Below are 26,300 nucleotides of genomic sequence, written 5' to 3' on the forward strand. Positions count from 1 at the left end.
TCGCCGCGCGGCGTAAACTAGCGGACGAAGAATCACAGGAGTCACTTATGCAAGGTACAACCCAACCTATCGATCGCCAGTCGCTGCTTGAAATAGCCAACAAACTCATTCGTGAACATGAAGATACGCTAGCCGGGATCGAAGCTACCGACGTCGCTCAGCGTAACGGCGTGCTGGTATTCAGCGGCGAGTTTTATCTTGATGAGCAAGGCCTGCCAACGGCGAAGAGTACGGCGGTATTCAATATGTTCAAATACCTCGCGCACGCGCTGTCAGAGAAATACCATCTGACCGATTAAGCCCTCTTATTATTTAGCGGGCATCAATTATTTATCGGGCATAAAACGCCAACGCGAGGCAGTTGCCTCGCGTTGTTTTGTTCACGTACGCTGATTACATCAGCGGCTTTTCCCCTCGCTGCCACCAGCGTAGCAGCAGACGGTCGGCGCTTTCGGCGGCGCTGCCGGTAAAACGGTCGAGCATTTTTTTACGCTGCTGGTAACGAACGCCGATCACATCGTGATTGTCGATCAGCCCCAGAAGCAGTTCGTCACTGGTTTCCACCAGGTCCACCAGCCCTTTCTCCAGCGCCTGAACTCCGTACCAGTGTTCACCGGTTGCAACGGCCTCAATATCCAGCGACGGCCGCATCTCGTGGACAAAATCTTTGAACAACTGGTGAGTCTCATTCAGGTCTTCACGGAACTTACGCCGGCCTTCGTCAGTATTCTCACCCAGCATCGTTAAGGTGCGTTTGTACTGCCCGGCGGTATGCAGTTCGATATCGATATCTTTGTTCTTCAGGAAGCGATGCAGGTTAGGGATCTGCGCAACCACGCCGATAGAGCCCAGGATGGCGAACGGCGCAGCCACTATTTTGTTCGCCACGCAGGCCATCATGTAACCGCCGCTGGCCGCGACTTTATCCACCGCTACGGTTAAGGGAATTTGCTTATCACGCAGCCGCTGCAGCTGTGATGCCGCGAGGCCGTAGCCGTGAACCACACCGCCGGGGCTTTCCAGACGGAGGATTACCTGATCGCGCGGTTTTACCGCCGCCAGAACCGCGGTGATCTCTTCGCGCAGGCTGGCGACTTCGTGGGCGTCCATACTGCCTTTGAAATCCAGCACCCAGGCACGCGGCTTGCTGTTTGGCTCCGTAGACCCGAGCTTAGCCCGCGCCCTGGCCGCTTTCGCCTCCTGCTTGTGCTTTTTCTTTTGCGCTTTGTGCCACACCTTTTGCTGCGGACCATCAAGCAGCGCAACCGCCAGCTCTTCCCGCATCTCTTTGTATTGCTCGCTGAGATTGGTTACCCGCAGTTCCCCGCGCTGTTTCTTCCGCTGGGTCAGGTTAACGATGAGGGCGGTAATAACCGCAATGGCGACGACAACGGTCGCGATTTTGGCCAAAAACAGGCCATATTGAGCAAGTAATTCCACGTATTCACCTTGTGCAAACCACTGACGTTGAAGCACAGTGTACATCAGCCTGCGTGACGAAGTCTCTGCGCTTTGTGTGGTGCGCGAGGCCCCTTCCCGTTTTTTTCAGCGACGATGAAATCGTTGCAAGATGTTCATTCCGCAAAGAGTTTCCCTTTCGCTGATTGCAATGCCCGGCTGTTTCAGGCATAAAACGCAAAAGTATGAGACCGAATACAACGCGCGATCGTCAGCAGATTGCCTAAGGAGTCGCCGTGCACTATCAACCGCAGCATCATTTATTAAAAGATCGCATTATCCTGGTGACCGGCGCCAGCGACGGTATTGGCCGCGAAGCCGCATTGACCTATTCCCGCTACAGCGCAAGCGTGGTGCTGGTCGGTCGTAACGAAGAGAAACTGCGCAGCGTGGCGCAAGAAATAGACCAGGCCGGCGGGCTTCCGGCACGTTGGTTCACGCTGGATCTGTTAACCTGCACGCCGCAGGAGTGCCAGCAGCTGGCGCAGCAGATCGGCGTCCACTACCCGCGCCTCGATGGCGTACTGCACAATGCCGGTTTGCTCGGCGATGTCTGTCCGATGGATCGGCAAAAGCCGGAAGTCTGGCAGCAGGTGATGCAGGTCAACGTCAACGGCACCTTTATGCTGACCCAGGCACTGCTTCCTTTATTACTCAAGTCGGAGTCGGGGTCGCTGGTCTTCACCTCTTCCAGCGTCGGCCGCCAGGGACGCGCCAACTGGGGCGCCTATGCGGCCTCCAAGTTTGCCACGGAAGGGATGATGCAGGTGCTGGCCGAAGAGTACCAGAGCCGTCATCTGCGGGTTAACTGTATCAATCCAGGCGGAACGCGCACCAAAATGCGCGCTAACGCTTTCCCGACGGAAGATCCGCAAAAGCTCAAAACCCCCGCCGATATTATGCCGGTTTATTTATGGCTGATGGGCGATGACAGCCGTCGCAAGACGGGAATGACCTTCGATGCCCAGCCAGGGCGTAAACCAGGAATTGCACAATGAGTGATGAACGCTACCGTGAACGCCAGCAGCGGGTAAAAGACAAAGTTGATGCCCGCGTGGCGGCAGCGCAGGAAGAACGCGGTATTGTTATCGTGTTCACCGGTAACGGAAAAGGCAAAACGACGGCCGGTTTTGGTACCGTCACCCGCGCTATCGGACATGGGAAAAAAGCGGGCGTCATCCAGTTTATCAAAGGCACCTGGCCCAACGGCGAGCGTAACCTGCTGGAGCCGCACGGCGTCGAGTTTCAGGTGATGGCCACCGGATTTACCTGGAATACCCAGGATCGTGAAAGCGATACGGCGGCCTGCCTTGCCGTCTGGCAGCACGCGCAGCGGATGCTGGCCGACGAATCCCTGGATATGGTGCTGCTGGATGAGCTGACTTATATGGTGGCGTACGACTATTTGCCGCTCGAGACGGTTCTCACCGCACTGCGCAATCGCCCGCTACAGCAGACGGTGATTATCACCGGGCGCGGCTGCCACCGGGAGATCATCGAGCTGGCCGATACCGTCAGCGAACTGCGGCCGGTTAAGCACGCATTCGATGCCGGTATCAAAGCCCAGATGGGGATTGATTACTAAGCGTCAGCCGCGCCAGCAGCGCATGATTCAGCGGCAGACACAGGCAGTCCTCTCCCAACGCCAGCGCGCTTTCAATCATGTTCTGCCGCGAAACAAAGCGCTTACGGTATTCCGTCGGCGTCAGACCACAGTATTTATTGAAGGCGGCAATCAGGTACTTATGTTCCTGGAAGCCGCAGCTGTGGCTGATTTCGGTAATTGGCGTGCGGGTATCGCGCAGTAGCGTTCTCGCCTTATTCAGCCGGACCAGGGTGAGATACTCTTTGAAATTATGCCGGCTGACCTTTTTGAACAGGCGCGAAAACCACGAATAGCTCATACCGCTATGATTCGCTACCTCGCTCAGGGTCAGCGGCTGGTCGAAGTGCTGATTAATAAAATCGATCCCTTTCTTGATCATCGCCTCTTCGCGCAGTGAACTCTCCACCTGGGTGGCCGGTTCTCCGGCCTGTACCAGCGCATCGAGCAGCAAATAGGTCATCGCGATACGCTGGAACGGCGCGCGGTTATCAATCAGCTGAGCGAGCAGGTCGCAAAGGCACTGCAGGACCTGTCGGTCTGCCGCGCTCTGGCTGCGCCCCCGGGTACACCAGGTCAGAACCGGCGCCGGGTGCAGCTCATCGAACAAACCGGGGGAAAACTGGACGGTCACCAGCGAACTCCCCGCCACTTCCGCACGCAGCGAGTGCACCGCCTCGGCGTTGATGTAGAGCATGTCTCCCTCAACCATCTCCACGCTTTGCTGGCCGACGACAATAGAAAACCGCCCGCTCAGAACGGTGATAAGCTCTGGTGCCGGGTGCCAGTGAGGTTCGCAGTAGCGTACCTCGGCCGCAAAAACATTGAGCTTTTCAGCATCAAAGGCAATCAGCTCATAGCCGCTGTTCGCCGTATGCCGCCCGGTCTCTGTCGCCGAACGTGGATGTGTCACGGAAAATGGAAACACGCATCATCTCCTGTCGCGGGACGATTATTCCGTCCCTTTAAGCGCGGCATTCAGCTCATCGCGGTCAATATCAAGCGCTAAAAACTCGGTCAGCGCGATCAGCAGCCCGCAGAACAGGTCCGGCGCCAGTTGGATCAGCCGTTCGCGGATTTGCGCCGGCGGCCGCTGGCTCTTACGGGCAATCAGCGCCACCACCCGCGCGAACGCCTCCGGCTGCTGGATTAACTGCTGCAACGAGTTATCATCACTTAGCGGAACATAGCGCGGCGGACAGTCCACCTCGACCTGGGCACTCAGCGCCAGATCGCGAGAGGAGCTCCCCAGGCGAATCTGCCAGCGCCCGGGCGTTACCACCCAATCCGCCAGCCCGGGATGATAGCAGGCAAGCTCAGCGACAGGCAGCTGGAGCGTGACGCGGCGAGTTTCTCCGGCAGCGAGCGACACTTTACAGAACCCTTTCAGCGCCTGCTCTTCACGAATCAACTCCCCGACCGGCGCGCTGACGTACAGCTGCACAATCTCTTTGCCTTCGCACTCGCCGCAGTTGGTCAGTTCGAAAGAGACGGTGAGGGTCTCATCGGGCCCGACGCGCGACGCCGAAAGCTGGATATCGCGCCAGGCAAAGCGGGTGTAGCTCAGGCCGAACCCAAACGGAAACCGCGGCGTCATGCGGCGTTTATCATAATAGCGATAGCCGACAAACAGCCCTTCTCCGTAATGATGACGCAGGTTTTCCCCGGGATAATGCAGCCAGGCGGGCGTCTCTTCAAGGGTCTCAGGTACGGTGACCGTGAGCTTGCCGCAGGGATTACGTTTACCGAACAGAATCTCGGCCACGGCGCGGCCCATCCCCTGCCCGGCGAAGAAGGTTTCCAGCAGCGCTTTACATTCGGAAAGCCAGGGCATCACCACCGCATCGCTGTTCGCCAGCACCACCACGATATTGGGTTGAACCGTTGCCACTTCCCGAATCAGCTGCTCATGTACCGCCAGAATATTCAGATCCTGACGATCGCCGTTTTCACCGTCTTCGCCGACGGCGGTACTGACAAAGATAATCGCCACGTCCGCCGCCTGAGCCACCGCTCGCGCTTCTGCCAGCGCCTGCGGATCGCTGCGCAGGTCGTCCGGGGCGCCAATGGCCCAGGAGACGCTGAACTCATCCCCGGCGAGGTCAAAAATTTCATCGAGCGGGCGATCCAGCAGCCAGGGTACCGTGGTCGCGCAGCCCGATCCTTGAATCACCGGCTCCTGCGCCGGTTTGCCGAGAACGGCAATCCGGCGGGTACATTCCGCCCGCAGCGGCAGCAGGTTATCGTCATTCTTCAGCAGAACGATAGATTCCGCCGCCAGCTGCTGCGCCAGCGCGTGATGCGCCGGGAAATCGGCCTGCGTCTGCGGACGACGATGGCGCTGAACCTTATCCAGCAGCGTCAACATCCGCAGACAGGCGCGATCGACTACCGCCATCGGCACTTCACCGGCGTGAATCGCCGCCATCAGCGTCTGCTTATCGCGGCGGGTTTCCGGCATGGCCAGATCGTTCCCCGCCAGCAGGGATGCCGGCCGGTCCTTAATGCCATACCAGTCGGACATCACCACTCCATCGTAGCCCCACTCATCGCGTAATACCTGAGTGAGTAAAAAAGGATCCTGCGATGTCTGCACGCCATTAAGCCGGTTATAAGAGGACATCACCGTCCACGGACGGGATTTGGCGATGGCCCGCTGAAAACCGGCCAGATAGATTTCGCGTAACGCCCGTTCGTCGATGATCGAATCCATTTCGGTGCGCCGGTATTCGGAATTATTCGCCGCAAAGTGTTTCAGACTGGCGCCAACCCCTTCCTGCTGCAGACCGTTGATTAGCGCTGCGGCAATATCCCCGCTGACTACCGGGTCCTCAGCATAGTATTCGTAGCCTCGTCCGGCCAGCGGCGTACGGCGAATATTGATTCCCGGCCCCAGCAGAATCCCTACGCCCATTTGCTGGCATTCACGCCCCAGCGCCTGCCCCATCTGATACACTAGATCGACGTCCCAGCAGCAGGCCAGGCTGGATCCGTTGGGAAAACAGGTCGCCGGCAACGACGAACTGAACAGCGCTTCGCTGCCGCCCTTTGCCGCGGGTTCTTCCCCGTTGACCCGGTCGGCGGTCTGCGTGATCACCGAGATAAAGTCGTCCATACTCCATTTTTCGTCGCCGTCGATCTGCGCGCTGCTGTAGCGCACGCCGTAGGTACCGTCGGTCATCACGATATCAGCGATGCCGTGCTGTGGCAGGGATGCCGTCCGCCACAGCCCGCTCCCGGTCAACAGCGCAACTTTCTCTTCTGCGGTCATCGCCGCGATAAGGGTATTCAATTCGGTATTCATCTCTGGCTCCCTGAGGTTAAAGCGCATTCTGTTTACGCAGGCTAATTTTCTGAACAATCTCGCGATACGTTTTTTCATCCAGCGAGTAACATCCGACAAATATCGCGCTGATGGCAAACATTGCGCCTGGGAATAACGTCATCAGAATATTAATCCCGTTAATTGCGCTGGCGCTAATATTGCCGGCATCATATTGATAGTAGTCCAGCATCCAGCCCGCACAGCCGCCGCCGATCGCCATCGCAATTTTGGTAATAAAGTTGAAAAAACCATAAATTGCGCCTTCTGTACGCACACCATGATGCCACTCGGCATATTCCACGGTATCTGCAATCATTGACCACATAGCGACAAATCCCATCCCCAGCGTAATACTGTAGAGACACACCCCGGTCATAATCAGCCACAGGTTATGCCCGGCAACAAAATATTGCATCAGCACCCCCAACGTACCGATCAGCAGTGCCACCAGCGTCATTCTCTTTTTGCCCATCAGCGCTATCGCTTTTTCTGAAATAACGGTACCGACAATATAGGCCCCTGACTGAATCAGGAAAAAGGTGGCGGTATAGCCTTCACTACCGATAATGTACTTAATAAAATAGATCGCAATCGCCATCCACACGGTATAGGCAATATAGAAGAACACGGTGAACAGCGATAAATTAAGCAGCGGCGCATTGCCCATCACCGCCCGCAGCATTTCCCGCAGCGATGGCGCCGGAGTCTCCTCCTCTTCGCCCACCCGTTCACGGGTCATGCCGAAACAGGCGAGGAACAAAAAGGTTGCCAGCAGCGCAAAGCAAGAGACCGCGAAGACATACCCTGATTGCTTATCCGTAAAGGGCGAGATCAGCATATCAGCGGTGGTTGAAACAATGAGATAACCGACAATCGCCAGCACAAACCGGTATACCGACAGCGATGAACGAGAAGCTTCATGTTGCGTCAGACGATTAGTTAGCGCCGAATAGGGGGTATTGACCGAGGTATACGCCAGGCAATAGAGCGTATAAGAGATCAGCGCAAAGTAAAATTTCGCCTCACCGCCAAAGGGGACAAAACACAACACCGTTAAAAACCCTAAAGGTATTGCTCCATATAATAACCAGGGACGTAGTTTGCCATACCGACTGTGCGTTTTATCAATAGCAAAACCGATCAGAATATTAAAAATGGCATCAATAACCCGGGCTATAACAAATATCAGACTGGCCTGCACCGCACTGATGCCGTAAATATTAGTATAAAAAAACAGTAAGAACAGAGAGACAAAACCGAAAGATAAATTGGAAGCAAAGTCACCAAAGCCGTAACCTATTTTCTCTTTCACGCCGATAACGACATAGCTTGCCGATAACTTTCCTGCTGTATCCATTTTTTGGCTACCTGTTTTTGTAATCAGTGTCGACAGTATATGGCGATAGCAGAAACCGTACTTTGCGTTATTTGTCCGGGCGTTTCCTGTTTTTTGTCTTTATGCAGAAGTGTGAAAGGAATCACATGCAAGGAGGGTAGCGCAGAGAAATCCGGCGGGTGCCCGCCGGATTTAATCAGATTAGCCGTTGCTACGACTTCCGCCCGAACGGCGGTTGTTGCTGTTCCCCACCTGAGAATGGCGTTTCACCGCGCGACGAATCTGATTCGCCTTCATACGGCGGCGATCTTTCTCTACCGCGACTTTCGAGGTGGTTTCTGCAGGCAGCTCAACCAGCTCACGCAGGTAGTTGGTTTGCGCCAGATCCAGCTCGGTATAACCACCGCGCGGCAGGCCTTTCGGCAGCGGAATATCGCCGTAGCGAACGCGAATCAGGCGACTGACCTGCACGCCAACCGCTTCCCACAGGCGGCGCACTTCACGGTTGCGCCCTTCGGTCAGCGTGACGTTGTACCACTGGTTAATCCCTTCGCCACCGGCAAACTTAATCGTTTTAAACGCCGCCGGGCCATCTTCCAGTTGCACGCCGCGCGACAGCTGACGCAGTTTGTCGTCATCAACCTGACCGAATACACGCACGGCGTACTCACGTTCCACTTCGCGGCTCGGGTGCATCAGACGGTTTGCCAGTTCGCCATCGGTCGTGAACAGCAGCAGACCGCAGGTGTTGACGTCCAGACGCCCCACCGCAATCCAGCGCGCGCCGCGCAGTTTCGGCAAACGGTCAAACACCGTCGGGCGACCTTCAGGATCGTTACGCGTACAGAGTTCGCCTTCCGGCTTGTAATAGGCCAGGACGCGGCAAATCTGCTCAGCGGACTCTTTCACCGAAATCAGATGACCATCGATACGAATTTTTAAACCAGGAACCACTTCTACACGATCGCCGAGGGTGGCGACTTTACCATCGACGCTGACCCGGCCAGCTTCGATTTTAGATTCAATTTCACGGCGGGAGCCGTGGCCAGCGCGGGCCAGCACTTTCTGTAATTTCTCGCTCATTGAGCTTCCTTAAGGTGTCGCCTTCCCAGGCGTCTGGTATACTTTATAAAACAACAGGTTAATATTTATAACCTATTGTTCTGTAGCTACTTTTTGCATCAAAGGCCGTCGCTATCTTCCGCAGAAGCCGGACGCGCCCGTATACGTGGGCGGCCATTCTACACTAACTTGAAAATGAATGCTTCTTCGCGTTTCAATCGCCTGGCGACATCTCTGCATATCGTCGGCACCTCGCCTCCATTATGCGCCAGATTGTCTCTTTTATCCTGCTGACCGCCGCCGTTTCAGGCAGATTTTTCCTCTTTCGCTCCGTCATTCCCCTCGTCATTCTGATAATAAAATACCCCCGTTTCACAGCGGAAACTGGCGAACTCCGCCGGCCGGTGAAAATAGTCTCCCTGAGCTTTCTGGCAGCCCAACTGCTGCAGCTTCACCGCTTCGTCTTCAATCCCCTCGGCAATCAGCGGCACGTGAATCTTCTTCCGGCTTTTTACGCCGGCCTTCAAGCACCCGACTGTGAGCGCGAGACGGATCGCTATACCGTAGCGAGGCTGGCAATATCATAGCGTTGATGCTAAGAATCCACCGCAACATGAATGTTATCTTCACATAAACATTGGGCGGGAGGCTGGGCCGGGCGGTCGCGAAAGTCCCGCCCGGAGAGAAGAGGTTTACAGGAATGGCTTCACATCGCCGACGCCTTCACGCAGCACCACCGGCGCATCTTCGGTCAGATCGATGACGGTGGTCGGCTGCTGGCCAAGATAGCCGCCGTGGATAATCAAATCCACCAGTTTCTCCAGCCGGTCTTTGATCTCTTCCGGGTCGGATTCGGTGAATTCGCTACCGGGCAGCATCAACGAGGTCGACAGCATCGGCTCGCCGAGCGTCTCCAGCAGCGCCTGTGCTATCGGGTTCGACGGCACGCGCATCCCGATGGTCTTACGCTTCTCCTGCAGCAGGCGACGCGGTACCTCTTTGGTCCCCTTGAGGATAAACGTGTAGTTGCCCGGGGTGTTATTTTTTATCAGGCGAAACGCGACGTTATCGACAAACGCGTAGGTCGACAGCTCAGACAGGTCGCGGCACATCAGCGTGAAGTTGTGGCCATCAGGCAGCTGACGAATGCGGCAAATACGCTCCATCGCACCTTTATCTTCAATCTTACAGCCCAGCGCGTAACCGGAATCCGTGGGATAAACGATCACCCCACCCTTACGCACAATCTCCACCGCCTGGTTAATCAACCGTGCCTGCGGGTTGTCCGGATGGATATAAAAAAACTGGCTCATACTTCCCTCTCAATTTTATTCTGCGGCCGTTTCCCAGCTGTGCCAGATCCCTTCCACACCAGCGGGTAGCCAAAGTTTGCGGCCCAGCTCGATCCACGGACAAGGCTGATGAAAATCAGAGCCTTGCGAACCCAGAAGACCAAACTGCACGGCGTACGCGGCAAGCTGCGTACGTTCATGGGGCGCCTGCTGACATTGCGCCAGTTCCATCGCATCGCCACCCTGCTCGCTGAAGTGGGCCAACAGCCGTTTCAGCCACTTGGCGGAGAGGTCGTAACGCCCGGGATGGGCGATAACCGCTTTGCCGCCAGAATGATGAATGACATCAATCGCTTGTTTTATTGTACACCACTGCGGCGGAACGTATCCGGTTTTCCCGCGGGCGAGATATTTTTTAAAAACGTCGGCAATATTGCTGGCATAGCCGGCTTCCACCAGGAAACGCGCGAAATGTCCGCGGGTTACCGCGCCGCCGTCGGCAAGCTTCATGGCCCCCTCCCAGGCGCCTGGAATCCGCGCTTTCTCCAGCCGTTCGGCGATCATCTGCGCGCGCAGCTGGCGACGCGCCTTCTGCTCTTCCAGAAGCGTGGTCAGCGCCGGGTGCGCAATATCAATATTCAACCCGACAATATGAATTTCGTGGTTTTCCCACAATGTTGAAATTTCCACCCCGGTCACCAGCGTGAGCGGTAAGCCGGCGCGGGCGATTTCGGCGCGAGCGGCGGGAATCGCCGCCACGGTATCGTGGTCGGTAATCGCCAGCGTCCCGACGCGCATCTGGTGAGCGCGATGAACCAGTTCTTCCGGAGTCAGCCGCCCGTCAGAGGCGGTGGTGTGGCTGTGCAGATCGTAAATCACTGCGTAATGGGTGTCGCTCAAAGAGACTCCTGCTGGACATGGACTTAAATTAGCGCATTATCATAACGACTCGCGGAGAAAATCTGCAAACAGGGGTTGACTTTATTCCTCTGGACTAGTTAACTAGTACGCAAGTTCACATGAAGGGGTATCACGATGAAAACGCAATTTATCACTCTGCACGGCTGGTGGCGCACCTCCTGATATCGGGCGGCGTGATCGCGTTTTGCACTCAGCATACAGATACCCGGCCCGCCAATGAGCGGGCTTTTTATTGGACAAATTATTATACCGAAAGGCGAGAACAATAATGCAAACATCAAAACCGGCACTCGAGCTTCTCACCAGCGACGCCATCTATCGCGAAAACCCCACGGCGCTGTTTCACCAGCTGTGCGGCGCCCGCCCGGCCACGCTACTGCTGGAATCGGCGGACATCGACAGCAAAGACGATTTAAAAAGCCTGCTGCTGGTTGACAGCGCGCTGCGCATTACCGCATTAGGTGACACTGTCACCCTGCAGGCGCTTTCTGCTAACGGCGCGGCCCTGCTGGATTTACTGGATAATACTCTGCCTTCGGGCATCGGCAATCAGCGCCAGCCCAATAGCCGGATCCTGACCTTCCCGCCCGTCAGCGCGCTGCTGGATGAAGATGCCCGCCTGTGCTCTTTATCCGTCTTTGACGCCTTCCGTCTGCTGCAGGAGCTGGTCACCGTTCCGCCGGACGAGCGTGAAGCGATGTTCTTCGGCGGCCTGTTTGCCTATGACCTGGTGGCCGGTTTTGAAAATCTGCCGCCGCTGGAAAGCGACACCGCCTGTCCGGACTACTGCTTCTATCTGGCCGAAACCCTGCTGGTTATCGATCATCAGACCAAAAACACCCGCATTCAGTCGAGCCTGTTCACCCCGCTGGAAAATGAAAAACAGCGTCTGATACAGCGGATTGCCCAGCTTCGCCAGCAGCTTAACGAGCCGCCGGCGCCGCTGCCGGTGACTAAAGTCGAATCGATGACCTGCGACTGCGATCAGAGCGATGAAGAGTACGGCGCGGTGGTACGCAAAATGCAGCGCGCCATTCGCGCAGGTGAAATCTTCCAGGTGGTGCCATCCCGTCGCTTCTCTCTGCCCTGCCCGTCGGCGCTGGCGGCCTACGACGTCCTGAAAAAGAGCAACCCCAGCCCGTACATGTTCTTTATGCAGGATAACGACTTCTCTCTGTTTGGCGCATCGCCAGAGAGCTCGCTGAAATATGACGCCGTCAGCCGCCAGATTGAGATCTACCCGATTGCCGGCACCCGCCCACGCGGTCGTCGCGCCGACGGGTCGCTGGATCGCGACCTCGACAGCCGTATCGAACTGGAAATGCGCACTGACCATAAAGAGCTTTCCGAGCATCTGATGCTGGTTGACCTGGCGCGTAACGACCTCGCGCGAATCTGTACGCCGGGCAGTCGCTACGTCGCCGACCTGACCAAAGTTGACCGCTACTCCTTTGTGATGCACCTGGTGTCCCGCGTGGTGGGCGAACTGCGTAGCGACCTCGACGTCCTGCATGCTTATCGCGCCTGTATGAACATGGGCACCCTGAGCGGCGCGCCGAAAGTACGCGCCATGCAGCTTATCGCCGCCGCCGAAGGCAAACGCCGCGGCAGCTACGGCGGCGCGGTGGGTTACTTTACCGCCCACGGCGACCTCGATACCTGCATCGTGATTCGTTCTGCCTATGTGCAGGACGGCATCGCCACCGTCCAGGCCGGCGCCGGTATTGTTCTGGATTCGGTGCCTCAGTCCGAAGCGGATGAAACCCGTAATAAAGCTCGCGCGGTGCTGCGCGCAATTGCTCAGGCCCACCACGCTAAGGAGACTTTCTGATGGCCGACATTCTGCTGCTCGATAATATCGACTCTTTTACCTATAACCTGGCAGACCAGCTGCGCGCGAACGGCCATAACGTGGTGATTTACCGTAACTCGGTTCCGGCACAGACCTTAATTGAGCGTATTGGTACGATGGATAATCCGGTACTGATGCTCTCTCCGGGGCCGGGGACTCCCAGCGAAGCGGGCTGCATGCCGGAGCTGCTGACCCGGATGCGTGGCAAACTGCCCATCATCGGTATCTGCCTCGGTCATCAGGCCATTGTTGAAGCTTACGGCGGCTACGTCGGCCAGGCCGGCGAAATCCTCCACGGCAAAGCCTCCAGCATCGAACATGATGGCCAGGCGATGTTTGCCGGACTGACCAACCCGCTGCCGGTGGCGCGTTATCACTCGCTGGTGGGCAGCAATATTCCGGCCGGGCTGACCATCAACGCCAACTTTAACGGGATGGTCATGGCGGTACGTCATGATGCCGATCGCGTTTGCGGCTTCCAGTTCCATCCTGAGTCGATTCTCACCACCCAGGGCGCACGTCTGCTGGAGCAGACCCTGGCATGGGCGCTGCAGAAACTCGAGCAGACCAACGTGATTCAGCCGATCCTCGAGAAGCTGTATCAGGCGGAAACCCTGAGCCAGCAGGAGAGCCACCTGCTGTTCTCTGCGGTGGTGCGTGGCGAGGTGAAACCCGAGCAGCTGGCTGCCGCGCTGGTGAGCATGAAAGTGCGCGGCGAACAGCCGCAAGAGATTGCCGGCGCCGCAACCGCCCTGCTGGAAAACGCCGCGCCGTTCCCGCGCCCGGATTACCTGTTCGCCGATATCGTCGGTACCGGAGGCGACGGCAGCAACAGCATCAACATTTCTACCGCCAGCGCCTTTGTGGCCGCGGCCTGCGGACTGAAAGTCGCCAAACACGGCAACCGCAGCGTATCGAGCAAGTCGGGCTCTTCCGATCTGCTGGCGGCGTTCGGTATCAACCTGGATATGAATGCCGACAAGTCTCGCACCGCGCTGGATGAACTGGGCGTCTGCTTCCTGTTTGCGCCGAAGTATCACACCGGTTTCCGCCATGCGATGCCGGTTCGCCAGCAGCTGAAAACCCGCACGCTGTTCAACGTGCTCGGGCCGCTGATTAACCCGGCGCATCCGCCGCTGGCGCTGATTGGCGTCTACAGCCCGGAACTGGTGCTGCCGATTGCCGAAACCCTGCGCGTGCTGGGCTACCAGCGTGCTGCGGTGGTTCACAGCGGCGGGATGGATGAAGTGTCGCTGCATGCGCCGACGGTGGTCGCCGAGTTGAATAACGGGGAAATCAAAAGCTATCAGCTGACGGCCAATGACTTTGGTCTCACCCCTTACCATCAGGAGCAGCTGGCCGGCGGCACGCCGGAAGAAAACCGTGACATTCTGACGCGCTTGCTACAAGGTAAAGGTGAAGCCGCTCACGAAGCCGCCGTCGCCGCCAACGTCGCCATGCTGATGCGCCTGTACGGGCATGAAGACCTGAAGGCCAACGCTCAGCGGGTGATCGACGTGCTGCGCAGCGGAGCGGCCTATGACAGAGTGACCGCATTAGCGGCAAGAGGGTAAATAATGCAGACCGTTTTAGCAAAAATCGTTGCCGACAAAGCGATTTGGGTAGAAGCCCGCAAACAACAGCAGCCGCTAGCCAGTTTTCAGAACGACGTCGTCCCGACTCAGCGTAATTTTTACGATGCGCTCGCCGGTACGCGCACCGCGTTTATTCTGGAATGCAAAAAAGCGTCTCCGTCGAAAGGACTGATTCGCCAGGATTTTGACCCGTCGACCATCGCCGGCGTCTATAAAAATTATGCCTCGGCCATCTCGGTCCTGTGCGACGAGAAATATTTCCAGGGCAGCTTCGACTTTCTGCCGATCGTCAGCGCCATCGCGCCGCAGCCGATTCTGTGCAAGGACTTCACCATCGATCCTTACCAGATCTACCTGGCGCGCTACTACCAGGCCGACGCCTGCCTGCTGATGCTGTCGGTGCTGGATGACGATAGCTACCGTCAGCTGGCCGCCGTGGCCCATAGCCTGAACATGGGCGTGCTGACTGAAGTCAGCAACGAAGAGGAGCTGGAGCGCGCCATTGCGCTGAAGGCTAAAGTGGTCGGGATTAACAACCGCGACCTGCGCGATATGTCGATTGATCTGAACCGCACCCGCCAGCTGGCGCCGCGCCTGGATCATGATGTGACGGTGATCAGCGAATCCGGTATCCATACTTACGCCGAAGTGCGCGAACTCAGCCATTTTGCCAACGGTTTCCTGATCGGTTCCGCCTTGATGGAACAGGCGGATCTCGATGCTGCGGTGAAGCGCGTGCTGCTCGGCGAGAATAAAGTTTGCGGCCTGACCCGGCCTCAGGATGCACAGATCGCCTGTGAATCCGGCGCAATTTATGGCGGGCTGATTTTTGTTCCCTCCTCGCCGCGCGCCGTCAACGACGCCCAGGCGAAAGAGATTATTCAGTCCGCTCCGCTGTGCTACGTTGGCGTCTTCCGCGACGCGCCCGTCGAGGCGGTCGCCGCCCGGGCAGAACAGCTTCAGCTGGCGGCAATTCAACTGCACGGCAGCGAAGATCAGACCTATATTGACGCCCTGCGTGCGGCCCTTCCGCAGTCGGTGCAGATCTGGAAAGCCCTCAGCGTCAGCGACACGCTGCCCTCACGTCACTTCACCCATGTCGATAAGTATGTTTTCGATAATGGCCAGGGCGGTAGCGGCCAGCGTTTCGACTGGACGCTGCTGCAGGGCCAGGACCTGCGTAATGTCATTCTGGCAGGCGGCCTGGGCGCCGATAACTGTGTAGAAGCGGCGAAAAGCGGCTGTGCCGGACTCGATTTCAATTCAGGCGTAGAGTCGCAGCCGGGTATTAAAGATCCCAGCAAACTGGCTTCGGTGTTTCAAACACTGCGCGCATATTAAGGAGCAATAATGAGCACTTTACTTAATCCCTATTTTGGCGAATTTGGCGGTATGTACGTCCCGCAGATTCTGATGCCCGCCCTGCGCCAGCTGGAAGAAGCGTTCGTCAGCGCGCAGAAAGATCCTGCCTTTCAGGCGGAATTTACCGACCTGCTGAAAAACTACGCCGGTCGTCCAACGGCGCTGACTAAATGCCGTAACCTGACCGAAGGGACCCGCACCACGCTGTATCTGAAGCGCGAAGATCTGCTGCACGGCGGCGCGCACAAAACCAACCAGGTGCTGGGTCAGGCGCTGCTGGCTAAACGGATGGGTAAAACCGAAATTATCGCCGAAACCGGCGCCGGTCAGCACGGCGTGGCGTCCGCACTCGCCAGCGCTCTGCTCGGCCTGAAGTGCCGCATCTATATGGGCGCAAAAGACGTCGAACGCCAGTCGCCGAACGTGTTCCGCATGCGATTAATGGGTGCCGAAGTGATTCCGGTGCACAGCGGTTCCGCCACGCTGAAAGATGCCTGTAACGAAGCGCTGCGCGACTGGTCTGGCAGCTATGAGACCGCGCACTATATGCTCGGTACCGCGGCGGGCCCGCACCCGTTCCCGACCATCGTACGTGAATTCCAGCGCATGATTGGCGAAGAGACCAAAGCGCAAATTCTTGAAAAAGAAGGACGTCTTCCGGATGCGGTCATCGCCTGCGTCGGCGGCGGATCCAACGCTATCGGTATGTTTGCTGACTTTATCGATGAAACCAACGTCGGTCTGATCGGCGTCGAGCCTGCGGGTCACGGGATTGAAACCGGTGAACACGGCGCGCCGCTGAAGCATGGTCGCGTCGGCATCTACTTCGGTATGAAGTCACCGATGATGCAAACCGCAGACGGCCAGATTGAAGAGTCCTACTCCATTTCCGCCGGTCTGGATTTCCCGTCCGTTGGCCCACAGCACGCTTTCCTCAACAGTACCGGCCGCGCCGATTACGTGTCGATCACCGATAACGAAGCGCTGGAGGCCTTCAAAGCGCTCTCCCGCCATGAAGGGATTATTCCGGCGCTGGAGTCCTCTCACGCTCTGGCACATGCGCTGAAAATGATGCGTGAAAACCCGGAAAAAGAGCAGCTGCTGGTGGTTAACCTGTCCGGTCGCGGCGACAAAGACATCTTCACCGTACACGATATTCTGAAAGCGCGAGGGGAAATCTGATGGAACGTTATGAGACGCTGTTTGCACAACTGAAAACCCGCCGGGAAGGCGCGTTTGTTCCCTTCGTCACCCTCGGCGATCCGAACCCTGAGCAGTCGCTAAAGATCATCGATACGCTGATTGAAGCCGGTGCCGACGCCCTGGAACTGGGGATCCCCTTCTCCGATCCGCTGGCGGATGGCCCGACGATTCAGGGCGCAACCCTGCGCGCCTTTGCCGCGGGTGTCAATCCAGCGCAATGTTTTGAAATGCTGGCGGCGATTCGCCACAAACACCCGACTATTCCGATTGGCCTGCTGATGTACGCCAACCTGGTATTCAGCCCGGGTATTGACGAATTTTATGCCCAATGCGAGCGAGTGGGCGTCGATTCGGTGCTGGTCGCCGATGTCCCGATTGAAGAGTCCGCCCCGTTCCGCCAGGCGGCGCTGCGCCATAATATCGCGCCGATCTTCATCTGCCCGCCTAACGCCGATGATGACCTGCTGCGCCAGATTGCCTCCTGGGGCCGCGGCTATACCTACCTGCTGTCACGCGCCGGCGTGACCGGAGCGGAAAACCGCGCCGCGCTGCCGCTGCACCACCTGGTGGAAAAGCTGGCCGAATATAACGCCGCACCGCCGCTGCAGGGCTTTGGCATCTCCGCGCCGGAGCAGGTGACCGCTGCGCTTGAAGCCGGAGCTGCCGGGGCGATTTCCGGTTCAGCGATCGTGAAAATTATCGAGCGCAATGTTAACGATCCGCAGACCATGTTGGCCGAGCTCAAAGCATTCGTGCAGAGCCTGAAGGCAGCGACTAAAGCGGCATAACTTGCCTCCGCCGCCTGGCGCCAGTGCCGGGCGGTTATTTCCGCTGCAAGCTGTCGGCGTATTTGCGCGTCAGACGAAACAGCGCCTCAACCTCTTCCTCACTCCACTCTGCCAGTACCTGATTCATCAGCCGTGTCCTCGCCACCGCGATGCGTTCAATCACGGTTTTTCCCTGCTCGCTCAAGGTGACTTCGCTGATCCGCCGATCGTGGATATTAGGCTGTTTGAGCGCCAGTCCCTGCGCCTCCAGTTTTTTTACCTGCCGACTGACGGTGGTGTAATCGCGCCCCAGACTATCCGCCAGCTCCACAACACCCACCGGCCCGTAGCGTCCGATGGCCACCAGCAGTGGAAACAGAATTTGATCGATTTGCACATCCGCGGCCTGAAGCAGCTGTTCATCGCGAACGGGCTGGTTCATCACGCTAATGATATCGAGCAGCGCGCCGTGGAAATCGGTAATATCGTAATTATTATGTGCATCTTGCATATATTTTTTAACCGGGTATAGTGCCGTTATCTATTATGTGCATTTTACACATAATTGCCTTCAGGAGATAACATTATGAAAGCAGCCGTAGTTTTCGATCTGCAACAGGGTCCTGTCTGGGCCGATTTTACCGATCCTCAGGCCGATGCCCGTCACTCCCTGGTAAAAGTGAATGCCGCCGCCATCAGCCATGTGGTGAAAGGTCGCGCCTCCGGTAAGCATTACAGTTTCGACGGCCGGCTACCGTTTGTGGTCGGCATTGATGGCGTTGGAACGCTGGCCGATGGGCAGCGGGTCTATTTTGCCTTCCCCACTGCGCCCTGGGGCAGCATGGCGCAGTGGGCGCCGGTCGCCGTCGAGAACTGCCTGCCTTTACCAGATAACCTGGATGATATTACCGCCGCGGCGATGGCAAATCCTGGCATGTCCGCCTGGGCGGCGCTCGTAAAGCGTGCCGGACTGGCTGCCGGAGAGAGCGTACTAATCAACGGCGCAACCGGCAGTGCCGGTCAGCTTGCGGTACAGATTGCCCGCTTCCTCGGCGCAAGGAAGATCATCGTCACCGGCCGGAATACCCAGATGCTGGCCGCCCTCGGCGCCGACGTCTGCATCGACTTAACGGCAGACGATCTGACGCTACAGGCACAATTCAGCGAACAGGCGGCGCAGCAGGTTGATGTGGTGGTGGATTATCTCTGGGGCCGCAGCGCCGAACTGATGCTGCCGGCGCTGGCGAAACACAGTCCAGGCAGCGCGCCGGTGCGCTACGTCCAGGTGGGTTCGCTTTCCGGCGCTGAAATTGCGCTCAACGGCGCGGTACTGAGAGCGGCCCCGCTGCAGCTGATGGGCAGTGGTATCGGTAGCCTGTCGATGCCGCAGCTGCTGGCGGCAACCGGTGAAATGCTGCAGGCTGCCGTTGCAGGTGGTTTTACCATCGCCACCACCCCGCTTGCGCTCAGCGAAGTAGCGAGCGCATGGCCGCGTGATAACAGCCAGAAACGGACCGTATTTCTGCTCAGCTAAAAAAAAACGCTTCCGCACAAAAGATGGGGTTGATATCTTAGATGAGAACCATTATCTTTCTCATTACCGAATAGTTGAGCAAAACACTCAGGTATTCGGTACGACATTGCTCACATTGCTTCCAGTATTTTTCGCCCGCACTTGTGCGGGCTTTTTTTTTGCCATCATGCCACCGGCCGACACACGCTCAACACCTGCTGGCGTAGCCAGGCATGACCGGGGGCAAGCTCCTGACGCGGATGCCACATCTGCGAGACGGTAATCTCCGGTGTGCTGACCGGCAGACGATGCCCTCCTGCAGGCCATGACGCAGGCAAGAGGCCGGGACCAGCGCCACCAGCTGCGAGCCTCGGGCAACCGCCAGCGCAGCGGTAAAACCCGGCACCACCGCCGCAATTTTGCGGCTCAGCCCCAATTCCGCCAGCGCCTGATCAACGGGTCCGTGCACCATCCCGTGGCGGGAAACAATCACATGTTCGCAGGCGGCATAACGCTCGCGAGTGATTTGTCCTCCCTGCGCCAGCGGATGTGTTTTAGCCACTACGCCAACAAAACGATCGCGAAACAACGCCTGCAGCCGAATTTCCGGTCCCATATTTTTCAGCACCCCAATCTCCAGATCCACGCTCCCGTCGCGCAGAAACTGCGGCCCTTTTTCACTTTTGGCGACGAAGTTAAGCTTCACTCCCGGCGCCTGCGCCGCGCAGGCGCAAATTAGTGCCGGGGCAAAAGCGTCAACAAATCCCTCGTTGGTACGCAGAGTAAAGGTTTGCTCCAGCGTCGGAAGATGAAGCGGCGCAGCGGCGTTGTTGAGCACCGAACGCATCTCAGACACCACGTTTTGCGTTCGCGCTTTTAAGTTTTGCGCATGCGGCGTTAAGACCATTTTGCGCCCGGCTCTCACCAGTAACGGGTCACCGGTGACCTCACGCAGACGGGTCAGGGTGCGGCTCATCGCCGAGGCGCTGAGACCGGAGCGGCGCGCCGCCCCCGCCACGCTCTCTTCCGCCAGTAAAATATCCAGCGCCACGAGTAAATTGAAATCGGGATCGGTCATTTAAGTTCCTGGGTTCAGTCATGGCGTCTGCTGCAGCATATTACTGCAAATGCTGCGCCTTCCGCCTGATATGTCCTATGACTATAGTCATGGACTCACGCTTTGCTCAGGAGTTTTATTATGACCACGACCGTTCGCCCTACCGTACTGATTGTCGGCGCTTCACGCGGCCTCGGCCACGCGATGGCTGCTGAATTTCTGCGCCATGGCTGGAATGTAATCGGCACCGTTCGCGATATTCAATCCACCACTCCGCTTCATCAACTCGCGCAGGAAAACCCCGATCGGGTACGCCTGGAAACGCTGGATGTGTGTGATGATGACCAGCTGGCCGCGCTGGATACAAAGCTCTCCGCTGACCGCCTGGCGATGCTGTTTGTTAATGCGGGAACCACCAATCGCGATCCGACGCAAACCATTGGCGAAGTCTTCACCGCGGAATTTGTTGAGGTGATGCTGACCAATGCCCTTGCGCCAATGCGGGTACTTGAACGCCTACAGCACCACGTGACGCCGCAGGGGCTGCTGGGCGCGATGTCCTCAGGCCAGGGTAGCCTGACCAATAATCTCCGCGGCCAGCGCGAGCTCTATCGCGGCAGCAAAGCAGCGCTGAATATGTTTATGCGCAGTTTTGCCGCCCGCTCGGCATCACGTCCGCTGGTGGTGATGGCACCGGGATGGATTCGAACCGCGCTGGGTGGCGATGACGCGCCGCTGAGTATCGAAGAGACGATTCCTCATCTGGTTACCGTGCTGCTGGCGAAACAGCAGAGGCCTGGTCTGGAGTACCTGGATTATCAAGGAAGAACCGTGCCGTGGTGATCGGTTTAATGGACGACGCACAACCATCCCGGCGTCCCTGACTCTTGTTTCAGGGCATGTAGCCGGTTTTATGATTCACGACCGGCTGCTTACTTGATATAGGAGTCGAGGACCTTGAGGACAACGTCCAGATCGGTTTCTCGCTTCGCCTCATCCCCTTCATGAACAATGTGCTCGACCAAATGGCCCTTAATGACCTCACGCATTAATCCATTGACCGCCCCGCGTATTGCGGCGATCTGTTGGAGTACAGCGGCACATTCATGCGGTTCATCGAGCATTTTTTTCAGCGCAATGACCTGCCCCTGTATCTTGTTGGTGCGGGCTTTAAGCTTTTTTTGATCGCGGATGGTATGCGACATGCTGCAATCTCCCATGGAAAAATCATGCTGATTATACCATTACGATTCTACTGGGGGGTAGTATTTGGTACTGGGGGGGAGTAGAATCCAGACACCCTCCACGACCCAGAATTCGACTCATGACCGACTTTACAACGCTGCTCCAGCAGGGAAACGCCTGGTTCTTCATTCCTGGCGCGGTGCTCCTTGGCGCGCTTCATGGACTGGAACCAGGACATTCAAAAACGATGATGGCGGCCTTCATCATCGCCATCAAAGGGACGGCCAGACAGGCTGCCATGCTCGGGCTCGCAGCCACTCTTTCACACACCGCCATCGTCTGGTTGATTGCTTTTGGTGGAATGTACATCAGTAACCGCTTTACCGCAGAATCAGCTGAGCCGTGGCTGCAGCTGGTTTCTGCCATCATCATTCTCGGCACCGCCGTCTGGATGTTCTGCCGAACCTGGAGGGGAGAAAAAGACTGGCTGGCCGCCCGACAGGAGAGCGAACGGCATCATCATGATGAATCAAAACTGATTGATACCGGTCATGGCACAGTGGAACTGTCCATTTTTGAACAAGGTCAGCCGCCGCACTGGCGCATACGCACGCTCAGCGGTAAAGAGTGGGATGCCGGTACTGTTTCGTTAGTGACGCAGCGAGAAACGCCCGCTGGTACGCAATCATTTGATTTTGTCGATTGCGGCAGCTATCTGCAGTCAACATCCCCCATTCCGGAACCACATGATTTTGTCGTTCGACTGTCGCTGGGACATCGCGGCCATGTCCATGATTACGATTTGGAATTTTGCGAGCATGAACATACGCACGATCATACGGAACTTGAAGGACTGGATATCAATTCCGCAGAGTACCGGGATGCTCACGAACTGGCCCACGCGCACGACATTGAAAAACGGTTCACCGATAAAGAGGTCACCAACGGGCAGATTTTACTTTTTGGCCTGACCGGCGGATTAATCCCCTGTCCCGCAGCCATTACGGTGATGTTGATTTGTATCCAGATCAAAGCCCTGGCGCTGGGCGCAACGCTGGTGGTGAGTTTTAGTATTGGACTTGCCCTGACGCTGGTGACGGTGGGGGTGGGTGCCGCAATCGGCGTCCGTCAGGTCGCCAGACGCTGGGACGGCTTTCATACCCTTGCCCGCAGAGCGCCCTATTTTTCAAGCCTGCTGATTGCCGTCATGGGGATCTATCTGGCTATCCACAGCGGGATCGTCCTGCTGCGCTAATCCTGTTCATCTTATTCCTCTTGTTCCTCTTCTTCCCGCTGAGTATCAAGAAGATGAACAGGCTGACTGACCATAACCCCGCGGATTAATAGCCGGCGGCTTTATTCGCCGCCTTTATCCGCTCGGTTCTCGCCACTTTTCCTTATGCTCCGGGCACGTGGATACACGCTGCTCTTATATAGCCAGCGATCATCCGTTAAGTCCAGCGCTCGCCCTTCTCGATCGGAAATCACCTTTATATACCGGTGTCCTTCGTAAAAACGACTTCGCCCACATGACATATGCATGGCCGATAACGTTTTTTGTTCTGGCAAGTCCACGTCTTACAGACCAGAACATTATGCCGTCAACCGCATAACATCCAGCTTCGATTATCTATAAGCATAAGTATTACAATAATGCTCATTCAACTGTATGATGTTACTCATCGAATAACCTTAACCGTAGGGAAAACAACATGCCAGATTTTTCTTTAATATTTTTTGGTGCCATTCTATTAAGCTTCCTGGTTTATGTGATAAGAAGCATAATGAAATCACACAATAAAAAAGAAACTATATTTGGTATTTTAATGTGGATAATACTAGCCTTTTCTATAGCATACATTTCTTTTTCAGATAATGCCGTTGAAGCCTTTCTTTACTTATCATCTATATCAGTAATCCTGTTCTTTACAGTAGTCATATTAAGCACCTTAATTGATTTTATACTGATCAAGACATGCATAGCGCGAGCTTTAAAAAAAATACACTCCCAAAAAAACTCGACATTCATGATATATTCAAGCTAAAAAAATCAATTTTTTACTCCAATAAAGCATGGTACATAGCATATTCAACAATCAATGGCTTCACTCTTATAGGCATAAACAAATTCAAAGACAAACCACATTCGAATAAACAGTTTAACATGAAAGCCTTAAGTGGTGAAAATTATCGCACCGACTCAATAGCACCCTTTCAGGAAGAAGAGATGGGTAAAGTCTCTTTCATTTGTCCCTTAAAAGAATTTTATGATTCCGGAAAAGCAAATAGAAAAATAGTTTATGATTATTTATTAAAATTAAAAAATGAAAAGTTCTAGTTTTTTTCTTCTGTCGTCACTATTGAAAACTTGTCCTGTAGAAAGCCCTCAGCGTTAACTGTGAGCTTTAGTCATCCCTGCGACTCAGAAATGCAGGTGTCACGGCGTTCGCTGGATAACAACAAGTCACGCTGCAGCGCGTCTTCGAGGCGTTTATACATCACGCTCTGAACGCCTCGATGTCAATATTCAGGCTAACAGCATAATACTGCCCGGGCATACCAGACAGGTACAGTGATTCTCGGGGGAAAGAGTGGAAAAACTGGCCGTATAACGACCAGCTTTGCAGAAGGGTTTTGCAGAAGTTTTGTAGAGGAACTCAGAACCGGTAGCCGGCAGAGAACATAAACACCCACGGGTCGATACGGGTACTGACTTTCTGGTCCACGCCGCCGGCTTTAAATTTCACATCGGTGTCGATATCCATGTACCACACCGACATGTTCAGCAACCAGTCGCGGTTAATCAGGTAATCCAGCCCCACCTGACCTGCCGCTCCCCAGGAGTCTTTAAGACTCAGATCGCTCAATCCGGCATTTTTACCGGTGTCATTAAAGTCTGCATTAAAGAAAGTGGTGTAGTTAATACCTGCCCCGATATACGGGCGCACTTTGCTCTGGGCATCGCCAAAGTACCATTGCGCCATCAGCGTTGGCGGCAGCTGATGCACGGTGGCGATGGTCCCGGTCGGGCCGGTGCCAACCTTGTGACGAAATGGCGTAGCCGCCAGCAGTTCAACGCCGATGTTGTCCGTCGCCATATAGGTGAAGGTCAAGCCCAGCTGCGTGTTATTACTGACGTTAAACCCACCCAGACTACCTAATACGTTATCAGAACCTTCCGTCGGTCGAACGGTGGCAGAACCCGCGCGAATAAAGAACTCCCCGGCTTCATGCGCCCAGACGCTGCCGGAAAGGGTACTCAAAATAATGCCAACCGCTGCTAACTTTTTCATATCCACTTCCTCATTATGGTTATTCAGCGCGGGCCAATATACCCATAACGAGTTACCTTTGATCCGTTCTGGATCACATAAAGTTGTAAGATTTAACATTTATTGATCCAGATTAATTTTTACTTTCATGGCGATACCAAAAAACTCACATTCGCATCAATTTTCACTGTTTGAGTCGCAAAAATTTTTTCCCGCCTCTTGCCGCCCTCGATGCGTCTGGATAATTTATCTGCCGACAATCTGTGTTGATGCGTTTTTATCAGGTGTAATCATGAGTGAAATCAACCCGTGCATGACGTGCGGTGCCTGTTGTGCGTATTTTCGAGTCTCTTTCTACTGGGCGGAAGCCGATGATGCCGGCGGCGTTGTGCCGACCAGGCTTACCGAGCCGCTCACCCCTTTTCTGCGCTGCATGAGCGGCACCAACCAACGACAAATCCGCTGCGCCGCCCTCAAAGGTGAAATCGGTGAATCGGTGCACTGCTCAATTTATCGGCATCGCCCCTCTCCCTGCCGCGAATTCAGCCAGTCCGGTGAAGGCGGCGAGGTAAACGAAGCCTGCAACCGGGCCCGCGCCCGCTACGGCCTGCCGCCGCTCATCCCTCTTTACAAAGATATACTTAGCCTGACAGCGGCAGAGGCTGCTACCTGCGAGGGATTTGCGGTACAATCGCCGGCTAGTTAACACCTGCAATACTCAAGGAGAGTGCATGTCTATCACGGCGAAGACCGTCTACCGTGACACGGGAAATTTTTTTCGTAATCAGTTTGTCACCATTTTGCTGATTGCGTTGTTATGCGCGTTAATTACGGTAGTCCTTGGCCATGCTTTTTCACCCAGTGAAGAGCAGCTCTCGATTCTGAGCGAAGGGGATAATCTGGCGGGGAGCGCCGGGCTGTTTGAGCTGGTACAAAACATGACCCCAGAGCAGCAGCAGATCCTGCTGCGCGCCTCGGCCGCATCGACCTTCTCCGGTCTGGTGGGTAATGCCATTCTTGCCGGCGGCGTGCTGCTGATGATTCAGCTGGTCTCCGCCGGACAGCGGGTCAGCGCGCTGCGCGCTATCGGCGCTTCTGCGCCGGTACTGCCAAAGCTGCTGCTGCTGATTCTGTTCACCACCTTTGTGGTGCAGATGGGGATGATGCTGGTGCTGGTACCGGGCGTGCTGCTCGCTATCGTACTGGCTTTTGCCCCTGTCATGCTGGTGCAGGATAAGCTGGGAATTTTTAACGCCATGCGCAGCAGTATGCGTCTGGTGTGGGCCAATATGCGTCTGGTCGCCCCGGCGGTGATTGGCTGGCTGCTGGCGAAAACACTCCTGCTGCTGTTTGCATCCAGCTTTGCGGTACTGACGCCGAACGTCGGCGCGGTGGTAATCAATACGATCAGCAATCTGATATCTGCGCTGTTGCTGATCTATTTGTTCCGCCTGTATATGCTTATCCGCAACTAAATTAACCTGGGCCGGGACTCTT

General features: G+C 56.0%; 25 protein-coding genes, 2 pseudogenes and 1 other annotated feature. Of the genes and pseudogenes, 14 read left to right on the forward strand and 13 right to left on the reverse strand.

The annotated features are described in order from the left end of the window. Positions 1-47 precede the first annotated feature (47 nt). Positions 48-299 (forward strand): YciN family protein, encoded by a 252-nt coding sequence (locus Q1L34_RS15385; RefSeq protein ID WP_004861030.1) that lies wholly within the window; start codon positions 48-50, stop codon positions 297-299. A 94-nt stretch (positions 300-393) separates the two neighbouring features. Here Q1L34_RS15385 and sohB read toward each other — a convergent pair whose 3' ends face one another. Beyond that, positions 394-1,440, reverse strand: coding sequence for a protease SohB (gene sohB, locus Q1L34_RS15390; protein ID WP_015584568.1), 1,047 nt, complete (start codon positions 1,438-1,440; stop codon positions 394-396). A 254-nt stretch (positions 1,441-1,694) separates the two neighbouring features. Here sohB and Q1L34_RS15395 point away from each other — a divergent pair, with 254 nt between their 5' ends. Together Q1L34_RS15395 and cobO are read left to right on the forward strand one after the other, a co-directional pair. After that, positions 1,695-2,456: a YciK family oxidoreductase gene (locus Q1L34_RS15395; protein WP_004861022.1), complete on the forward strand. Its 762-nt coding sequence runs from the start codon at positions 1,695-1,697 to the stop codon at positions 2,454-2,456. Further along, on the forward strand, positions 2,453-3,043 hold the full coding sequence (gene cobO / locus Q1L34_RS15400; RefSeq protein ID WP_004861019.1) for a cob(I)yrinic acid a,c-diamide adenosyltransferase: 591 nt from the start codon (positions 2,453-2,455) through the stop codon (positions 3,041-3,043). The genes Q1L34_RS15395 and cobO overlap by 4 nt, the downstream gene beginning before the upstream one ends. On the opposite strand, the gene Q1L34_RS15405 is transcribed toward cobO, so the two are convergent. The 7 genes from Q1L34_RS15405 to rnm form a co-directional block, all read right to left on the reverse strand. After that, complete coding sequence (locus Q1L34_RS15405) at positions 3,015-3,989, reverse strand: helix-turn-helix transcriptional regulator (protein ID WP_015584569.1); 975 nt, start codon at positions 3,987-3,989, stop codon at positions 3,015-3,017. The genes cobO and Q1L34_RS15405 overlap by 29 nt on opposite strands. 24 nt (positions 3,990-4,013) lie before the next feature. Continuing rightward, positions 4,014-6,365, reverse strand: a complete 2,352-nt coding sequence (locus Q1L34_RS15410; RefSeq protein WP_327204140.1) for a beta-glucosidase — start codon at positions 6,363-6,365, stop codon at positions 4,014-4,016. Between the two features lie 16 nt (positions 6,366-6,381). Continuing rightward, the gene (locus Q1L34_RS15415; RefSeq protein WP_032717284.1) at positions 6,382-7,743 is read right to left on the reverse strand and encodes an MFS transporter; all 1,362 of its coding nucleotides are present in this window, start codon (positions 7,741-7,743) and stop codon (positions 6,382-6,384) included. A 180-nt stretch (positions 7,744-7,923) separates the two neighbouring features. Continuing rightward, positions 7,924-8,805: a 23S rRNA pseudouridine(2605) synthase RluB gene (gene rluB, locus Q1L34_RS15420; RefSeq protein ID WP_004861010.1), complete on the reverse strand. Its 882-nt coding sequence runs from the start codon at positions 8,803-8,805 to the stop codon at positions 7,924-7,926. Between the two features lie 284 nt (positions 8,806-9,089). Beyond that, on the reverse strand, positions 9,090-9,275 hold the full coding sequence (locus tag Q1L34_RS15425; RefSeq protein ID WP_048024428.1) for a diguanylate cyclase: 186 nt from the start codon (positions 9,273-9,275) through the stop codon (positions 9,090-9,092). A 201-nt stretch (positions 9,276-9,476) separates the two neighbouring features. Beyond that, entirely contained in the window at positions 9,477-10,097 is a 621-nt protein-coding gene (locus Q1L34_RS15430) for an L-threonylcarbamoyladenylate synthase (protein WP_004861005.1), read from the reverse strand. A gap of 15 nt (positions 10,098-10,112) precedes the next feature. Next, entirely contained in the window at positions 10,113-10,976 is an 864-nt protein-coding gene (gene rnm, locus Q1L34_RS15435; RefSeq protein WP_004861003.1) for an RNase RNM, read from the reverse strand. Positions 10,977-11,135: 159 nt separating this feature from the next. Beyond that, positions 11,136-11,231, forward strand: a sequence feature (Trp leader region). 34 nt (positions 11,232-11,265) lie between these two features. On the opposite strand from rnm, the gene Q1L34_RS15440 reads away from it, so the two are divergent. The 5 genes from Q1L34_RS15440 to trpA are packed head-to-tail and all read left to right on the forward strand — an operon-like array spanning position 11,266 to position 17,797. Continuing rightward, the gene (locus tag Q1L34_RS15440) at positions 11,266-12,828 is read left to right on the forward strand and encodes an anthranilate synthase component 1 (RefSeq protein WP_004861001.1); all 1,563 of its coding nucleotides are present in this window, start codon (positions 11,266-11,268) and stop codon (positions 12,826-12,828) included. Next, positions 12,828-14,423 (forward strand): bifunctional anthranilate synthase glutamate amidotransferase component TrpG/anthranilate phosphoribosyltransferase TrpD, encoded by a 1,596-nt coding sequence (gene trpD, locus Q1L34_RS15445; RefSeq protein ID WP_004860999.1) that lies wholly within the window; start codon positions 12,828-12,830, stop codon positions 14,421-14,423. Before Q1L34_RS15440 ends, trpD begins: the two co-directional genes overlap by 1 nt. Before the next feature lie 3 nt (positions 14,424-14,426). Beyond that, complete coding sequence (gene trpCF / locus Q1L34_RS15450; RefSeq protein WP_327204141.1) at positions 14,427-15,785, forward strand: bifunctional indole-3-glycerol-phosphate synthase TrpC/phosphoribosylanthranilate isomerase TrpF; 1,359 nt, start codon at positions 14,427-14,429, stop codon at positions 15,783-15,785. A 9-nt stretch (positions 15,786-15,794) separates the two neighbouring features. Continuing rightward, positions 15,795-16,988 carry a tryptophan synthase subunit beta gene (gene trpB / locus Q1L34_RS15455; RefSeq protein ID WP_004860995.1) on the forward strand — a complete coding sequence of 398 codons (1,194 nt, stop codon included), beginning with the start codon at positions 15,795-15,797 and terminating at the stop codon, positions 16,986-16,988. After that, positions 16,988-17,797, forward strand: coding sequence for a tryptophan synthase subunit alpha (trpA, locus tag Q1L34_RS15460; RefSeq protein ID WP_032724694.1), 810 nt, complete (start codon positions 16,988-16,990; stop codon positions 17,795-17,797). Before trpB ends, trpA begins: the two co-directional genes overlap by 1 nt. 34 nt (positions 17,798-17,831) lie before the next feature. Here trpA and Q1L34_RS15465 read toward each other — a convergent pair whose 3' ends face one another. Continuing rightward, a complete protein-coding gene (locus tag Q1L34_RS15465) occupies positions 17,832-18,287 on the reverse strand; it encodes a MarR family winged helix-turn-helix transcriptional regulator (protein WP_032717281.1) in 456 nt (151 codons plus the stop codon). Positions 18,288-18,362: 75 nt separating this feature from the next. Here Q1L34_RS15465 and Q1L34_RS15470 point away from each other — a divergent pair, with 75 nt between their 5' ends. Continuing rightward, complete coding sequence (locus Q1L34_RS15470) at positions 18,363-19,310, forward strand: quinone oxidoreductase family protein (protein WP_327204142.1); 948 nt, start codon at positions 18,363-18,365, stop codon at positions 19,308-19,310. A 164-nt stretch (positions 19,311-19,474) separates the two neighbouring features. Here Q1L34_RS15470 and Q1L34_RS15475 read toward each other — a convergent pair. Further along, a pseudogene (locus Q1L34_RS15475) lies at positions 19,475-20,367 on the reverse strand (LysR family transcriptional regulator). Between the two features lie 120 nt (positions 20,368-20,487). Between Q1L34_RS15475 and Q1L34_RS15480 the strand changes: the two are divergent. Next, the gene (locus tag Q1L34_RS15480) at positions 20,488-21,189 is read left to right on the forward strand and encodes an SDR family NAD(P)-dependent oxidoreductase (protein WP_151333762.1); all 702 of its coding nucleotides are present in this window, start codon (positions 20,488-20,490) and stop codon (positions 21,187-21,189) included. 89 nt (positions 21,190-21,278) lie between these two features. On the opposite strand, the gene rcnR is transcribed toward Q1L34_RS15480, so the two are convergent. Beyond that, positions 21,279-21,551 (reverse strand): Ni(II)/Co(II)-binding transcriptional repressor RcnR, encoded by a 273-nt coding sequence (gene rcnR, locus Q1L34_RS15485; protein ID WP_004860981.1) that lies wholly within the window; start codon positions 21,549-21,551, stop codon positions 21,279-21,281. Positions 21,552-21,670: 119 nt separating this feature from the next. Between rcnR and Q1L34_RS15490 the strand changes: the two genes are divergently transcribed. Further along, positions 21,671-22,786: a nickel/cobalt efflux protein RcnA gene (locus tag Q1L34_RS15490; protein WP_004860978.1), complete on the forward strand. Its 1,116-nt coding sequence runs from the start codon at positions 21,671-21,673 to the stop codon at positions 22,784-22,786. 185 nt (positions 22,787-22,971) lie between these two features. On the opposite strand, the pseudogene Q1L34_RS15495 reads toward Q1L34_RS15490, so the two are convergent. Then, a pseudogene (locus tag Q1L34_RS15495) lies at positions 22,972-23,140 on the reverse strand (ISL3 family transposase); the annotation flags it as partial. Between the two features lie 555 nt (positions 23,141-23,695). On the opposite strand from Q1L34_RS15495, the gene Q1L34_RS15500 reads away from it, so the two are divergent. Then, complete coding sequence (locus tag Q1L34_RS15500) at positions 23,696-23,869, forward strand: hypothetical protein (RefSeq protein ID WP_155117242.1); 174 nt, start codon at positions 23,696-23,698, stop codon at positions 23,867-23,869. Between the two features lie 319 nt (positions 23,870-24,188). On the opposite strand, the gene ompW is transcribed toward Q1L34_RS15500, so the two are convergent. Next, the gene (gene ompW, locus Q1L34_RS15505; protein WP_015584581.1) at positions 24,189-24,824 is read right to left on the reverse strand and encodes an outer membrane protein OmpW; all 636 of its coding nucleotides are present in this window, start codon (positions 24,822-24,824) and stop codon (positions 24,189-24,191) included. Positions 24,825-25,095: 271 nt separating this feature from the next. Between ompW and Q1L34_RS15510 the strand changes: the two genes are divergently transcribed. Then, positions 25,096-25,509 carry a YkgJ family cysteine cluster protein gene (locus tag Q1L34_RS15510; protein WP_004860973.1) on the forward strand — a complete coding sequence of 138 codons (414 nt, stop codon included), beginning with the start codon at positions 25,096-25,098 and terminating at the stop codon, positions 25,507-25,509. Between the two features lie 25 nt (positions 25,510-25,534). Then, entirely contained in the window at positions 25,535-26,278 is a 744-nt protein-coding gene (locus Q1L34_RS15515) for a YciC family protein (protein WP_004860970.1), read from the forward strand. Positions 26,279-26,300 lie beyond the last annotated feature (22 nt).

The sequence above is a fragment of the Klebsiella ornithinolytica genome (genome assembly GCF_030505655.1).
GTDB classification, from domain to species: domain Bacteria; phylum Pseudomonadota; class Gammaproteobacteria; order Enterobacterales; family Enterobacteriaceae; genus Klebsiella; species Klebsiella ornithinolytica.